The organism is Caballeronia arationis (assembly GCF_001544975.2).
In the GTDB taxonomy this organism is placed as follows: Bacteria; Pseudomonadota; Gammaproteobacteria; order Burkholderiales; family Burkholderiaceae; genus Caballeronia; species Caballeronia arationis.
This window is the reverse complement of the sequence record NZ_FCOG02000164.1, coordinates 1-11,747: the sequence shown is the minus strand read 5'-3', so window position 1 is coordinate 11,747 and position 11,747 is coordinate 1. Positions and strand designations below refer to the sequence as shown.

Annotated in this window: 22 protein-coding genes and 1 pseudogene; 2 read left to right on the top strand and 21 right to left on the bottom strand. The window is 56.6% G+C overall.

Annotated features, from left to right (window positions below; all coding sequences use genetic code 11):
• Window positions 1–132: pseudogene (locus tag AWB81_RS47490) on the top strand (sorbosone dehydrogenase family protein); the annotation flags it as partial.
• Between the two features lie 545 nt (window positions 133–677).
• On the opposite strand, the gene AWB81_RS37075 reads toward AWB81_RS47490, so the two are convergent.
• The 18 genes from AWB81_RS37075 to AWB81_RS36975 form a co-directional block, all read right to left on the bottom strand.
• Window positions 678–1,163, bottom strand: coding sequence for a site-2 protease family protein (locus tag AWB81_RS37075; protein WP_125477807.1), 486 nt, complete (start codon window positions 1,161–1,163; stop codon window positions 678–680).
• A 69-nt stretch (window positions 1,164–1,232) separates the two neighbouring features.
• Window positions 1,233–1,634 carry a hypothetical protein gene (locus AWB81_RS37070; protein WP_062642905.1) on the bottom strand — a complete coding sequence of 134 codons (402 nt, stop codon included), beginning with the start codon at window positions 1,632–1,634 and terminating at the stop codon, window positions 1,233–1,235.
• Window positions 1,635–2,113: 479 nt separating this feature from the next.
• The gene (locus AWB81_RS37065; protein WP_062642903.1) at window positions 2,114–2,299 is read right to left on the bottom strand and encodes a hypothetical protein; all 186 of its coding nucleotides are present in this window, start codon (window positions 2,297–2,299) and stop codon (window positions 2,114–2,116) included.
• 14 nt (window positions 2,300–2,313) lie between these two features.
• On the bottom strand, window positions 2,314–2,685 hold the full coding sequence (locus AWB81_RS37060) for a hypothetical protein (protein ID WP_144444298.1): 372 nt from the start codon (window positions 2,683–2,685) through the stop codon (window positions 2,314–2,316).
• 38 nt (window positions 2,686–2,723) lie between these two features.
• Window positions 2,724–2,960 (bottom strand): hypothetical protein, encoded by a 237-nt coding sequence (locus tag AWB81_RS37055; protein WP_062642899.1) that lies wholly within the window; start codon window positions 2,958–2,960, stop codon window positions 2,724–2,726.
• A gap of 216 nt (window positions 2,961–3,176) precedes the next feature.
• Complete coding sequence (locus AWB81_RS37050) at window positions 3,177–3,446, bottom strand: hypothetical protein (RefSeq protein ID WP_062642897.1); 270 nt, start codon at window positions 3,444–3,446, stop codon at window positions 3,177–3,179.
• Between the two features lie 17 nt (window positions 3,447–3,463).
• A complete protein-coding gene (locus AWB81_RS37045; protein WP_062642894.1) occupies window positions 3,464–3,778 on the bottom strand; it encodes a hypothetical protein in 315 nt (104 codons plus the stop codon).
• A 40-nt stretch (window positions 3,779–3,818) separates the two neighbouring features.
• Window positions 3,819–4,070 carry a hypothetical protein gene (locus AWB81_RS37040; RefSeq protein ID WP_062642892.1) on the bottom strand — a complete coding sequence of 84 codons (252 nt, stop codon included), beginning with the start codon at window positions 4,068–4,070 and terminating at the stop codon, window positions 3,819–3,821.
• A gap of 9 nt (window positions 4,071–4,079) precedes the next feature.
• Window positions 4,080–4,307: a hypothetical protein gene (locus AWB81_RS37035; protein ID WP_125477806.1), complete on the bottom strand. Its 228-nt coding sequence runs from the start codon at window positions 4,305–4,307 to the stop codon at window positions 4,080–4,082.
• A 237-nt stretch (window positions 4,308–4,544) separates the two neighbouring features.
• Window positions 4,545–4,889: a hypothetical protein gene (locus AWB81_RS37030; protein WP_062642887.1), complete on the bottom strand. Its 345-nt coding sequence runs from the start codon at window positions 4,887–4,889 to the stop codon at window positions 4,545–4,547.
• Window positions 4,890–5,443: 554 nt separating this feature from the next.
• The gene (locus tag AWB81_RS37020) at window positions 5,444–6,430 is read right to left on the bottom strand and encodes an HNH endonuclease signature motif containing protein (RefSeq protein ID WP_062642884.1); all 987 of its coding nucleotides are present in this window, start codon (window positions 6,428–6,430) and stop codon (window positions 5,444–5,446) included.
• A gap of 7 nt (window positions 6,431–6,437) precedes the next feature.
• Complete coding sequence (locus AWB81_RS37015; RefSeq protein WP_062642882.1) at window positions 6,438–6,815, bottom strand: hypothetical protein; 378 nt, start codon at window positions 6,813–6,815, stop codon at window positions 6,438–6,440.
• A 7-nt stretch (window positions 6,816–6,822) separates the two neighbouring features.
• Window positions 6,823–7,266: a hypothetical protein gene (locus tag AWB81_RS37010; protein WP_125477785.1), complete on the bottom strand. Its 444-nt coding sequence runs from the start codon at window positions 7,264–7,266 to the stop codon at window positions 6,823–6,825.
• An 18-nt stretch (window positions 7,267–7,284) separates the two neighbouring features.
• Window positions 7,285–8,037: a hypothetical protein gene (locus tag AWB81_RS37005; protein WP_062642878.1), complete on the bottom strand. Its 753-nt coding sequence runs from the start codon at window positions 8,035–8,037 to the stop codon at window positions 7,285–7,287.
• Between the two features lie 13 nt (window positions 8,038–8,050).
• Entirely contained in the window at window positions 8,051–8,437 is a 387-nt protein-coding gene (locus AWB81_RS46060) for a hypothetical protein (protein ID WP_062642876.1), read from the bottom strand.
• A 674-nt stretch (window positions 8,438–9,111) separates the two neighbouring features.
• Window positions 9,112–9,432 carry a type II toxin-antitoxin system PemK/MazF family toxin gene (locus AWB81_RS36985; RefSeq protein ID WP_062642870.1) on the bottom strand — a complete coding sequence of 107 codons (321 nt, stop codon included), beginning with the start codon at window positions 9,430–9,432 and terminating at the stop codon, window positions 9,112–9,114.
• Window positions 9,426–9,674: an AbrB/MazE/SpoVT family DNA-binding domain-containing protein gene (locus AWB81_RS36980; RefSeq protein ID WP_062642868.1), complete on the bottom strand. Its 249-nt coding sequence runs from the start codon at window positions 9,672–9,674 to the stop codon at window positions 9,426–9,428. The genes AWB81_RS36985 and AWB81_RS36980 overlap by 7 nt, the downstream gene beginning before the upstream one ends.
• Before the next feature lie 87 nt (window positions 9,675–9,761).
• Window positions 9,762–10,049, bottom strand: a complete 288-nt coding sequence (locus tag AWB81_RS36975) for a tyrosine-type recombinase/integrase (protein ID WP_062642866.1) — start codon at window positions 10,047–10,049, stop codon at window positions 9,762–9,764.
• Between the two features lie 88 nt (window positions 10,050–10,137).
• On the opposite strand from AWB81_RS36975, the gene AWB81_RS36970 reads away from it, so the two are divergent.
• Complete coding sequence (locus tag AWB81_RS36970; protein ID WP_062642864.1) at window positions 10,138–10,341, top strand: hypothetical protein; 204 nt, start codon at window positions 10,138–10,140, stop codon at window positions 10,339–10,341.
• A gap of 194 nt (window positions 10,342–10,535) precedes the next feature.
• Here the strand turns inward: AWB81_RS36970 and AWB81_RS36965 are convergent, their stop codons facing one another.
• From AWB81_RS36965 to AWB81_RS36955, 3 genes are all read right to left on the bottom strand, one after another.
• A complete protein-coding gene (locus AWB81_RS36965; protein ID WP_144444297.1) occupies window positions 10,536–10,826 on the bottom strand; it encodes a hypothetical protein in 291 nt (96 codons plus the stop codon).
• A 137-nt stretch (window positions 10,827–10,963) separates the two neighbouring features.
• Window positions 10,964–11,146, bottom strand: a complete 183-nt coding sequence (locus AWB81_RS36960) for a hypothetical protein (protein WP_062642860.1) — start codon at window positions 11,144–11,146, stop codon at window positions 10,964–10,966.
• The gene (locus AWB81_RS36955; protein WP_144444296.1) at window positions 11,143–11,388 is read right to left on the bottom strand and encodes a hypothetical protein; all 246 of its coding nucleotides are present in this window, start codon (window positions 11,386–11,388) and stop codon (window positions 11,143–11,145) included. The genes AWB81_RS36960 and AWB81_RS36955 overlap by 4 nt, the downstream gene beginning before the upstream one ends.
• Window positions 11,389–11,747: the final 359 nt, after the last annotated feature.

Genomic DNA, 11,747 nt, shown 5'->3' with positions numbered 1-11,747 from the left:
GGTCGACCCGTTGGCGTCGCACTGGACGCGCATGGGGCCTTGCTCGTGGCTGACGACGTCGGCAACGCTGTATGGCGGGTAGCACCGCGTAACAACGACAAATCGGCTGACATCGCGCCGGCAGGTAAATGACACAGCCCTGGCCGCTTTGCTCGGCGACGTGCAGACGCAAGGTTATCGTGCCGATCAGAACCGGTTCATCAGTCAAAGCAGCATGCACGTGGCGTCACCTCAAAAGACGGGGACCCGCAACTGGATCCCGGTGACACTCCGCAGCGTAGAGCCAGAACTGTCGTGATTCGGCAGTTTGCGGTAATTGATCGGAACATCCGCGCCGGTCGACGGCTCCGTCGCCGAATTATCGAACGGCCGCTAACTCAACAATCCTTCGCCCTTCGCAATAATCCATTGACCGTCTCTTCATGGCCGCGTGCAGCCCGATGCGCTTGGCATACGTCGGCCGCAATATTCCTTGAACACCGTCGGCGGCCGTGCGTCGAAGTCCGCATCTCAAGGGCGAAGTGACGACTTTATTTTGCGTCAGGCACCCATGCTGAGTAAGGCTCGCCCCGCTATCGGGCGCTCCGAAGTCCCGAGTTGACGAATTTATAGTCGCAATGTTGACATCTTTAATGCGTTCTACGACACCCCGTTTGCACGTCGTCGCGGTGCGCCGGTTAGATAGCGTCGCCGGGGCGGACCATCAGCCATCCGTCGTTGCGAAGTGCGCGCATCGGAACGATGTTCATGGCTGAACACGGCAGATAGACTGCACCGAGCATCGCCAAACCACCGGAAAGCCATGCGGCACCCGGAGCCTTACCGCCGGCAAAAAGAAGCGCCAGCGAAAACGAAACGTCGATCGCAGGGCCACCAAGAATTACGAGCCTACGTTGCCAGGACTTCAATGCGTGAAAATCCTCGTCGTCGATAAGGGCTCCGAGCACAGACAAAAACCACACCTTAGATTTACCGCGCCGCACAAAGATCCGGATTCGTCCACGCACTCCAAAGGCTCGCGCAGTGAAGAGGTGGCCGCACTCGTGGAGGAAAACTCCAAAGACCCCAATCACGGTCATCGTAGCGAGCGCTTTAAGAGTATCTGTCAATGACATCGCCAAGAAATTCGTCCAAACGACACCGTAGTGCAGGCTGAAAGACACGGTCCGCGCTCCCCGGAAACAAGATCAAAAATTGATGTAAGAATTGTGACGTTTTCACGGGTGACAGCGTCATAGGCGCGCGCAGATTCGACGGAGACTCGTCAGCTTATCGGGGGTCGATGCGATTAACTTTTCGAGTCGCTGTGTCGCCGCGACGATCGCCTGCAATCGAGTTTCGCGCAATTGACGGTCGTATTCATTCACGACCTCGTTGAGCTCATCGACGAGAGTGCCCGAACATTTCCACTCGTTCGTGGTGACGCCGTGATCCAGCAGTTCGGACAACCGTTCTTGAACGGACCGCAATAATTCTATTGACAGGCCGCCGTAACCAGCCTCGGTCAAGAATTCGACAAGCAGGGCGATGGACGTCATATTAAGCGCGGCGCGCCGGTCGCCGCGGCCTTGTCGAATGCATTCGAAGTCAAGCTGAAACTGCAGGCTGATTTCATCAACGTCAGTGCGGCTCATCGGCAAGTAAAGTTGCTTCTTATGGCGATGAGTCGCGCATGAACTCGACGCTCTCTTCTTCCGGTTCTTTGAGACGGGCATACAGTGCTCTGTCAGATGCTTCAAGTAGTCTTCAGAAAGGGGCCAATTCTGACTTCTGTCCCGCCGCACTGCGGGCACGTCGGACTTGAATCACGGCGATCTGCTCGCTTGCGTCCCACGGCGGTTGCGTCGGGATCGTTGTTCGCGAAGCCCGCATATCTGGTTTCGGATCGATTCCAGTCATCGGACGATTTTATGCATTCGCCCTCGTGACCGCATCCAATGCAGGTCGCCTTGTAGTGGTTGTGTTCCCAAGACATGCCTTGCAATCTCCTGTACGGTAACTTGACGACGAAGTTTCCCTAACTTTCGCTTTGAAATTCGGTCATTTCGAATCTCACTTTTCCTATCCGTGCCTATCTGTCGCGGAGGGTCGGGGATGAAGCCCTCGTCGTCCATTAGTAGCTCGTCCCCGATTTGCTGATGCAGTTGGCCCGAACCTTGTCGCCTGATGCCGTGGCCATGGCCACGACCATATTCATGCCTGCATCGCAGGCACGTTTGTTCTCGAACTCCTGGAAGGTGGTGGTCGATCCCGAGTCGACGTGACTCATCCCGATCAGAATCCAGGCGGGGTCAATCATGCTCTTTTTCTCCGTTACGGGTTTGCGTTGTGTTCCAGCGCAGCGAGGCGCGCGTTGTTCACGAAGGTGTATTGCATTGCGTTCTTCATTTCGACGCGGCCGACACGCTCGAAGATGGGCTCTATCTCAGGAAGTGAGCTGCTAACAGTTGTCGCACTGGCGCAGAACTTGGACCGTATCGTGCCTCCGGTACCTGCCTCCACTTCAGATCGGCTGAGAGTCGTGTCAATGTGGCAAGCAATCTCCGCCATAAAGCTGCTGAGCTTCGCGAAGCCATACAGAGCCACGCCAAGTCGATAAAGATAGGCGTCGTCATCAGGCAGTGCTAGCCGAGTTCGGTTTCGCACTGCGTCTAACGCCAGATCAGTGATTCCGGTTCTGCTCATTTGTTGTTTCTGTTCTATTTGTTGATGCGGTTCCCCCATCAGAGGGAGTGGCCTATACCCGCCAACCGGAGCTTATCCTTTAACCGCTGCTCGTCGGCTTCTTCTCTGTTCATGAACGTGACGGCCATCCAACCCATCAGTACGCCCGCTGCGTACTTCTGAAGATGCACCCGTTCCTCGAAGTTGGCTGTTGTGCGCACTTCCGCCATGAGTTTGTCGATCTCCTTTTCCGCGATCCGCGTCAGTTCGCCGTAGCTCCACGTCTTTTCTGCCATCTCGCCCTCCCTTTCCTCCGATTATCTATTCCAGCCCACTCTTGCCACGCGAGAAACCCCTCGGAGCCGTGTCGTCCGGTTCGTAATCCACGATGCGAGAGCAATACACGCACGTCCGTCGTACCGATGACGATTAGATCGTCGCCAATTTCGTTGCATCCGGCGGCTTCGAGCATTTTGACCGCCGGATGAGTGAGCTTCGCCATGTTTTCCGAGTCATCGGGACTGAGACGTTGCGCGTCGATTCTCGGCCAGAGCAGCATTACGCGCCGCTTCCAAGATTCGCTGACGGTTCTGTTGAACGGTCAGGGAATTTGTCGGATCGACTATCGCCAGTTCCGCAACGACAGCGTTTTTGAGCGCTTCCATGCCAACGAAGTTCGCCGACAGCAGCGCCATCTTTCGTTCAAGATCCTCTGCGTAGGCTTTCCATTGCCGCGCCACGTCCTCAGATTGCGCGGCTCGCGTGAGCGTATATGCGTCCATTGTTGTTTTCCTATGGCTCAGTCCGCAAAACGGGTGTCGAGCGTTCGCCGACCGCTGTCTTCTTTCTGCTTGGTCAGCTCCATGTGGTTCATTCCAGCGAAACTTACTGTGCCGTTCTCCAGCGAATTACCGAGTTCGCCCAGGAGGTCACGCTCGTCATCGAACTGGGGATCGTTCTCGTAAAGATAGGTCCGTAGTCCATCAAAGTTATCAAGGATCGAATCTAGCTTTCGATGAACGTTCCGCAGACGCGTGTTGAGATACCAGCCGTGCGCGAACCAAAGGACAATTGCAGACCCGATAATCGTTCGCTCTGTACTCGTGTCGAACATGCGATTCTCCAAATGTGCGACCAAGACGTTTCCGACTTGTTCAGGTGCGCTCTTTCCTAAGCGACGCGCTGCGTGCCTCATCGAAGATGCTCTGTCGATTCTGCTGCACAGCCAAACGATGGTTAGGCTCCATCCGCAGTAGCTCTTGAAGGGCGATATCCTTCACCGCCTCCATGCCCGCATAGTTGGCAGCATAGATCGCGAGCTTCCGCTCCAAACTGTGAGCGTATTCCTTCCACTCCCGCGCGACTTGTTCGGATTGCCGCGCACGCGTCAGCGTATATGCGTCCATTCTGTTTTCCTACTTGGCGCAACGCGCTTGTTGCTCATACTGGTCGATCCAACTCTTGACTGTTTGCCATTGGTCGCCGTTCCCTCTCTCGGTGAAGGTGAGAAAGTACGGGCGCTGTCGCTGTAGCCAGGTGTAGAACAACAACTGCGGTCCTGTCTTATCACCGTCCCATTTCGCCCAAGCGCGTTGTATTTCGTCTTTCGCGTCTCTCTTCTTTATGCGTTTTTTCGGCTTCATGCAATAACAGTCCATCCAGGCCGCCAGCGGATCGTCTACCGTACTTGGGGAGACCATGCCACCGGGACTCGGTAGCTGTACATATACTGACCCGGACGGCCCTTCACGGACTGCAGCGCACCAGCGGCAATATCGCTGACCGTCAAGGGCGACGACCGAATCTGCGCCTTCGGGTCGAGGTCCGTCTGGACGACCGCACGATGCACACCGTAGCTCAACTGTCATAGCCATGTTTTCCTATGCGCCGTGTGCCGAACAATAGCCGGCTTCCGCCCGTTGCGCTTTCCATTTGTCCGGCTCCAGCCATGTTGCGCCGACGATGAAATTCCGGCACTGCTTCCCTTGCTTCGTTCGCGCGGAGCAATAGACGGAGCCTTGTGATTCGCGCCACTCGATGTACTCGGGCACGCTCAGGCCCATTAACTCAGCGAACAACGCTTGCTTGTCTGTCGTCAACCGGTACGCCTGCTCAGGCGTCAAGGCTACCGTCGAGCTACCACCGAGCGACGGCACGCCCACGACGAACTGGCACCCTGCTTCCTGCGCAATTTGAAGTGCCGCTATGAATTCAGCTTTATCCACTTGTTTTCCGTTCCGTTATGCGTAGTTCACGCACGTATGTAAATGGAATCGCCTGCGGAAAGCGCGCTGGTCTTTCGTTTCAATTCCATCGTCAACCACGGAAGCGGTGTTGTCTTCAGCGTGCGAGTCACGAACTTGTTCTCGTGGGTTAGATACCAGACAAAATGCTCCCCCTTCCACAAGGGGCGATCGCCAGTCTCGTCGGCATGCACAATGTCATTTGGGTTCGCACCAAGCACACGCGCGTCAGGCAAGTAGTGTCGGACCCACGCTTCAAGGAGGCTCCTGTGAGAGTAGATGCCACCGGCAACTTGGAGAGCCCACTTGTGAAGTTCCAAATGGTCCGACATGTGCGGAACATGATTCGCCTCCGGGATAGAGTCATATTCCAGCGAGTAGACCATTCCGCCGAAGTGAAGCCGGCAATATCTGCCATCGTTCACCACCTCTACACCCTGTGGGCACCAATCCGCCAGAAAGCGTTCCGCCTCCCGCAGCCTTTTCGGTGCAGCCAGCCGGTCTGCGAGTCTTCGTAACATAGTTGTCGGGTTTTCCTATGCTTTGTGGTGCGATGGCTCGAACTGCTTGGCATACTCCAACAACTGGAGGTTTAAGACCTGCGCCTCGGCTGAGTAATGGGCGTCGCGATGGCAATTTGGGCACAGAGCGACACAGTTCCAGACGCGATCTCCTTTCTCGGCCCCAAGGATATGATGCACGTCCAGAAAACCTCGGTAGCGTTGACCCTGTCCACAGCCGGCGCGCTCACAGACCGCTGTCCGCGCAAGCACGGCACGGCGAACCTGTTGGTCCCTCTTGACTTCAGAACGCATTACGGGACGACGCTCGGCTCCATCGCTGCCAACGTCCAATGAATGTCCGACCGGGCAGTCATCGTAGGTGTCATCGACATGACTCTCCCTCGAAATCGGTGCCACAGGCACCTTTGCCAAGTCGACGACGCCCGGCCAATTCCAGAGTGCATCCGCGACCTCATGGGCGCGCGGCCAGCGGTCGTCCTGTAACCAGATAGTCGGACTGGATCCGTTCATGGCGTGATTCTTCGACGTTCGACCAAGGAGGCCCGCCGTGATTAAACCGGCGCTCACATCGCGTTGGCTGCGCCATATAGGCGCGAGTTCCTCGCGGGGAATTAGCGCGGCGTACATAATTTCGGTACCGTCGCGCTGTACGAAGAGGTGATGCGTATTGCCCTCCGCTCGGTCACGCTCGACCACGAAGGCGAGCGTGTCATCCCAGCTATCATTGATCAATCTCGCGCGTAATTGCGCCGCCGAATATTTGCCGTTGTTTATCCGCTTGCCCGACCGGCGCCAGCACAAACGAACGCGCATCTGCAGATCCGTACCATCAGGGCCTTGTACCCGCACGAACTGTGAGATCGCCGTGCCCGTCTGCGCACGCCGATCGATCAAAACGCGGTAGCCGCGCTCCGAGAGGAATGGAGCGATGGCATTACGGGTAACCGCTTCCTCGGCTAAGCTTTCTGAGCTACGAAATTGGCGTGGTGTTTCGCTCATTGTTTTCCTATGCTAGCCAGCTACCGATTATCTGCAGGACGGTTCCGCAGACGATCAACCAAAATCCCGTTCGCATGTTGAAGAAGAGGACGTTGCCCACTTGCGTGCGAATCGGCGTATCGGGATTATCGATAATCTGCCGCGTGATGTACGAAGGCGGACCGTACGGATACTTCGTCTCGTCGCTGTAATGATCTATCACTTTCGTGAACAACCCGCTGATCTCGAGCTGGACGACGCCCGCCAAAGCAGTAACAAGCCCTGCGGTAGACGCCCATCGCCCCTGAGAAGCGTTGCCGACGTACCAAGCGTCGACCGCAGCCACCGCGCAGCCGATTGCCACCAACAGCAAGAACAAGAATACAGGTCGCTCCAAGCGCTTCATCGTTTTCCTAGTCGTGGCCGAACTTTACGGTCGCGTCATACATGTTGACCAAGGACGGAAAGCCGCCGCTTCCGCAGATTTGCACCTGAACGTAATACGGTTTGCCGACGCGGATAAAGTTGTTAGCCTGTGATCGTGCGGCGTTTGACAGATCGCTGATGTTCGTCGGAACGGACCACTGGTTCCCGAAGTGGTCGGTAAAGCGGAAACTTTCGATCGACCCACCGCTGGACGAAAACTGTATTCCTTCGACTTTGACGAGCCCAATGAATTGCTCACAGCCGTCTCCCGGTTTGTTCAACAGGTCCGTCATGTTCACCAGCCCGGAAACGATTGCTTCCGGAGGACGGTTGGGCAGCATGCGATATCTGTAAATCACGTCCCCCGCATAGACTTCGAACGTTGAGCACAGCAGCGCCATGCCCGCGACTATCCTTCCTATCTTGTTCATGTCCTGTTTTCCGATCTGTCACACACGGCGAGGCAACTTCACCCCGTACCTTTGTTCCCATTCGAAGTCGGGATACTGGACGCCATCAAGCACGAGGTTGCTGAAGGCGAGAAGCGCATCACCGACATCGCAAGATTGCACGCGATCAGAATGCAGCGAGGGTGCGAGACCTGCCTGGCTTCGGTAGATATGCTCAGAAAACGCGCACTGAGTCGCGAGGAACGGCCAAAACCAATCGCTAGATGGATCGCCGTGCGCGTCTCCGAGCGACTTCCTCAACGCATTGAAGATGTTCATGCCGGCCCAAACGATGCGGTAACGATAGACGACAGCATTCCACTTCTCGTCGCGACTCCGATCGGCGCCAATTCCGTGCAGAAACTCGGCCAGCTTCCGACAGCGCAGCGACAACAGGTCGAGATGCTCTTTTAGCTCGCCGGAAATGCCCAAAATTCCCCGGAGACCTGACGGATCGACAGCAGGCGCAGGGTCCAAAACAAGAACCTGAAGGTCGGCGGCTTCCAAGACGTAACCGGCAAGCACGTTCCGATTTGCAAGGATCGGGTCGGGCGAGGCTAGGATTTCCATCGACTTCTCGATCCATCCCTTCGCTTGTTGCTCTTTGAAATCCGGCGTTAGACCCTGCGTCGCGTACAAGTTGTTCGTCCAAGCGTCGCGGACGGCAATCGAAGCAACGATGAGGGCCGTTGGTTGAGACGTAACGACATTGGGAAGTTTTGGCGAAAAGGCATCACGAAGTTTCTTGAGCATCGCGTTTTCCGAGCTATTTGCTGTCCGATGCCAGGCGCGGAATCTCGTGTGCCTCGACCTCGTTCAGTCTGGCGTTGCCGCTCGACTGTAAAGCTGCACGTACTTGCGCCAGTTCGCCTCGCAGCGCTTCTATGTCCCGCTTGTAATGCTCAGCGATTTCCCGCCAGGCTTCCTCCTTCCCTGCCTGGCGAGCCGCTTCTATGGGATCGGAGTCCGCATTTGCTTTGCTTGCAGCCGCAGCGGCGTCGGCCTTTTGCTTCGCTTGTTCAGCCCGTTCCCGTTGAAGATCAGTTACGAATTTCGTTATCCGGTCTACCGCGAGCTTTAGCAGGTCTTTGAGCGCGTCTTCGATGATGGGTCGAAGAAGTTTCCACACCATCTTGAGAAGTTCTGATCGCATCTTCAGGAGCCTTGTGAGTTATCCAGAACCTTTGGCTCTGTCGGTTTTCCGTGATGTCCAGACTGGGCAGACTGCATGTCGGCAATTTGCTTTCGCAAAGCTTCAACCATTGCGGAGGCCATTTTGTAGTGGTGGCCGGACTTGCACTGCCACACGTCGCGTTCGGACTCAGCCCTCGCGAGCCGTTCCTGCAAGCGTTCGAGATCTCCTGCTGTCATATTGTTTTCCTATCTGTCCGTGGGGTACACGAGGCACAACATAGGCTTGCGACCGGCAACGTGCATTCGGATATAAATTTTCCTGCCCTTCAGGGCTTTCGGGCCCCAACCAAAATGGTCTTCGTCGCAAAAGCTTAATGTGTAGGTCGAGTATGCTTCGATTTTAATGTCGCTTACGTCGTGATCGGGCGACCGTAATCCGTCGAACGTCCTGAACGGCCAACACCCGGCGCCGTACACCAGCTCCCAATAGGAAAGTATGAAGGCTCGGCCGGACAGGTTCCGAATTGAAATACTGTGGCCGATACTCTCATCGCTCGTGAAGTTATGGCCGATCTCGATTCGATGCCGGTCTCTCCAGATCTCCCAAATTTTGACGCCAGCAAGCAAAGTCGAAAGAATTGCGCCCCAAGCACCTAGGATCACCGATAACGTTATATCGTGCATGCGGTTTTCCTATTCCGCGAACACGTCCTGCAACGTCCGCAGGGTGTCCAACATCGTTTTATCGGCAATCGCGCCTTCTTTCTTTACCAGTCGCACCTTGTCTACCGCGCGAATCTGATCCAGCAGGATCAACCCTTGTTTCCGCTTGAACGTCACCGGTATGCGAAACGGCGCAGGGCGTCCCTTGGAAGTCATCGGCGCGACGATGACCGTTCGCAGATGGTCGTGCATTTCCGGGGGTGATACTACGACACAGGGTCGCGTCTTTTGAATCTCGCTTCCTAGCGTCGGATCGAGCGCTACGAGCCAGACTTCGCCGCGAACTACCATGCAAGCTCCGAATCGTCGGCGTTCCCAAATTCACCCATCACCAGCGCGTCGTCGCCGCTCTCGGCAAGCGCCTTGCTCGCCTCAGCCCAACCTTCGCGAGCCTTTTGGCGTGGACGACGCAGCACAATCGCGCCGTTTTCGACTTCCATTTCCACTTCGTTCTCCAAGCCCAATTGAGCAAGGACGGGCTTCGGAATCAGCACGCCCTGCGAATTACCCATCCTGCGAATCGTCGTTTTCATGATTTCACCGTATTTACAATGTTATCCCATAACACAAGGCGCGTCAACACAATGTTATTACATTGCCCGCTGCGTGTCACCACTCGATTACAGGCCATCGAGGATTGCGGCGAGCGCCGCTTTCATGTCGGCGGCGGACACTTCGAGATACGGGGCCACGTGGTCGAGGTGCGAATGACCGAGCAGCAATTGCACCGTGTCAAGGGAATGGCCCTGCGCTACCAGACGGCTCGCGAACGTCCTGCGCCCGCTGTGGCTACTGTGTCCAGCACCGAGACCAGCGGCACGGTACCAATCATAAAGACGGCCGCTTGCGCCGGGCGCATCGTCGCGACGATAGCTGATGAAGATGTGGTCGCGATCTGCGGGCGTCATTGATAAGCCTTTTCCACGCGTTGGCGCGGTGTGTACGGCAAGTGTCGGTAATGATGCAACCCACTCATTCTATGAAAAAACGCTGCGTGTGAACTCGCCCCAGAACTCTCACGTTGCAGCCGACGCGGCCCACCGACTGACGCGGCTCGTCGAGCAGTTCGGCGGCGATTACGCGCTGCCGGATATCGGCGCGGAACTGGCGAACTGCCCGAGCAGGAACGCGGCGGCGCACGGCGAACGCTGCGACGTGCACTTTCCCGGTCTCCCGGCGATATTGGATGGCACCGATTAGTTGCGTTGATACACCTGTCACACGAATCTCGCGCGCGCGTAGTCGTGTAAAAAAACTCCCGCCTGCCTTCGAGCATCAAAGCCGGCGCGCCTCGCGCGCGTCATGGGTTTGTTTGCGTCGACACAACGATAGGAAGCCATCTATCGAATCGGTCTCGGCGGCGCTGCCTGAGTGTTTGAGCCGCCTTTACTCGATCAGCCCATTCGTCTTAGGATAAGGTCAGCTATTAGAGCTTCGATTTTTTCGCGTTCCGCTTCTGTCGCATCCCGATCAGAACCGGTCATTTCGTTGATCTCGTTGAGCCGTTGCTGAAGCATCTCAATGTCCTCTGCCGCGAACTCCGGTCGCCAGTGAGCTGCCAGATTGTTGTCGAGGGACTTTCCTTCGAGAAAGGACGGGGCCGGATTTTCTGCAAAAAACTTGTTCCACCTGTCTTCTTCCTCAAAAAACTTTCTCAGCTTGTCGTTCGCGCTTTTCGGAATCATGTGCATGCCTCGTGTGCCGGCCAGTTCCGGCACAACGATTCTATTCGGTCAGACGGCGGCTATGGCGCGCGCCATCACTCGCTGAAGCTGCATAAGCGACCACTCGCCGCCGCGTGCGGTCTTGATGCCAAGCCCGTTCAACTCGTCAACCCATCAGCCGGTGCGTCGCTCAGCGCCGTCGATGCCTGCTGCGCGTCGCTCAAGGCCTGCGGCACCTTCCCCCTGCGGATCGCCTCAAAGCCAGCCAGGAACGCCGCCTTGGCCTGGTCGTACTCGCCGGCGCTCAGTGCGAGCGTCGCGGCCTTCGTTTCGTAACTCATTCGTGAGTCCCCTCGGTCGCGTGATGCTCCGCGAGCGCTTCGCAATCACCGATGACGTCGCGCAGCTCGGCGCGGGTCGCTTTCGCCTTGTCGCAATGCACGGCGGCTTCGTTCCGGTGATCGGCGACCGTGTTCAGCGCGTTCGCATGATTCGTGCGGCACTCGATGGCGGTCTTTTGCGCGTCGGCCAGCTTGTGTTGCGCGGCTTCGAGAGCGGCGGCGGTCACAGTTTTCGTCTTCATCTTCTTCATTCTTCTCATTGACCTTTCGGGCGGCTATTTGGCCCATTTACCGCCTGTGGATAAGGAGGCCCCGAAACACCAGGATCACAGGATAGAAGTCGTCTTTGGAAAACTTCCCGACTTCACTCCTGATTCGCGCCTTATCCACTGGCGACATCTACGTAACTCGAATGTGGATAACTAACGAGGCTCCGCCTCAGACCGACGAGTTGTACGGGTGACTGCGGAGCGCTGGCGGTGTAAGGTGGCTCCGGTCGAGCCGGCTGGGACGTGCCCAGCGATGTACGAGCTCGAAGCTCAATGGGTCCGAAGACCCGTGGACGACCGGAGCCAATCATGACGTTATCACAGAGTGTGTG

What these genes read in the sequence shown, in the direction of transcription:
- AWB81_RS37070 (WP_062642905.1), bottom strand. Translation starts at nt 1,634, where the DNA reads ATGAGCCGCACTGACGTTGATGAAATCAGCCTGCAGTTTCAGCTTGAC.
- AWB81_RS37065 (WP_062642903.1), bottom strand. Translation starts at nt 2,299, where the DNA reads ATGATTGACCCCGCCTGGATTCTGATCGGGATGAGTCACGTCGACTCG.
- AWB81_RS37060 (WP_144444298.1), bottom strand. Translation starts at nt 2,685, where the DNA reads ATGAGCAGAACCGGAATCACTGATCTGGCGTTAGACGCAGTGCGAAAC.
- AWB81_RS37055 (WP_062642899.1), bottom strand. Translation starts at nt 2,960, where the DNA reads ATGGCAGAAAAGACGTGGAGCTACGGCGAACTGACGCGGATCGCGGAA.
- AWB81_RS37050 (WP_062642897.1), bottom strand. Translation starts at nt 3,446, where the DNA reads ATGGACGCATATACGCTCACGCGAGCCGCGCAATCTGAGGACGTGGCG.
- AWB81_RS37045 (WP_062642894.1), bottom strand. Translation starts at nt 3,778, where the DNA reads ATGTTCGACACGAGTACAGAGCGAACGATTATCGGGTCTGCAATTGTC.
- AWB81_RS37040 (WP_062642892.1), bottom strand. Translation starts at nt 4,070, where the DNA reads ATGGACGCATATACGCTGACGCGTGCGCGGCAATCCGAACAAGTCGCG.
- AWB81_RS37035 (WP_125477806.1), bottom strand. Translation starts at nt 4,307, where the DNA reads ATGAAGCCGAAAAAACGCATAAAGAAGAGAGACGCGAAAGACGAAATA.
- AWB81_RS37020 (WP_062642884.1), bottom strand. Translation starts at nt 6,430, where the DNA reads ATGAGCGAAACACCACGCCAATTTCGTAGCTCAGAAAGCTTAGCCGAG.
- AWB81_RS37015 (WP_062642882.1), bottom strand. Translation starts at nt 6,815, where the DNA reads ATGAAGCGCTTGGAGCGACCTGTATTCTTGTTCTTGCTGTTGGTGGCA.
- AWB81_RS37010 (WP_125477785.1), bottom strand. Translation starts at nt 7,266, where the DNA reads ATGAACAAGATAGGAAGGATAGTCGCGGGCATGGCGCTGCTGTGCTCA.
- AWB81_RS37005 (WP_062642878.1), bottom strand. Translation starts at nt 8,037, where the DNA reads ATGCTCAAGAAACTTCGTGATGCCTTTTCGCCAAAACTTCCCAATGTC.
- AWB81_RS46060 (WP_062642876.1), bottom strand. Translation starts at nt 8,437, where the DNA reads ATGCGATCAGAACTTCTCAAGATGGTGTGGAAACTTCTTCGACCCATC.
- AWB81_RS36985 (WP_062642870.1), bottom strand. Translation starts at nt 9,432, where the DNA reads ATGGTAGTTCGCGGCGAAGTCTGGCTCGTAGCGCTCGATCCGACGCTA.
- AWB81_RS36980 (WP_062642868.1), bottom strand. Translation starts at nt 9,674, where the DNA reads ATGAAAACGACGATTCGCAGGATGGGTAATTCGCAGGGCGTGCTGATT.
- AWB81_RS36975 (WP_062642866.1), bottom strand. Translation starts at nt 10,049, where the DNA reads ATGACGCCCGCAGATCGCGACCACATCTTCATCAGCTATCGTCGCGAC.
- AWB81_RS36965 (WP_144444297.1), bottom strand. Translation starts at nt 10,826, where the DNA reads ATGATTCCGAAAAGCGCGAACGACAAGCTGAGAAAGTTTTTTGAGGAA.
- AWB81_RS36960 (WP_062642860.1), bottom strand. Translation starts at nt 11,146, where the DNA reads ATGAGTTACGAAACGAAGGCCGCGACGCTCGCACTGAGCGCCGGCGAG.
- AWB81_RS36955 (WP_144444296.1), bottom strand. Translation starts at nt 11,388, where the DNA reads ATGAAGACGAAAACTGTGACCGCCGCCGCTCTCGAAGCCGCGCAACAC.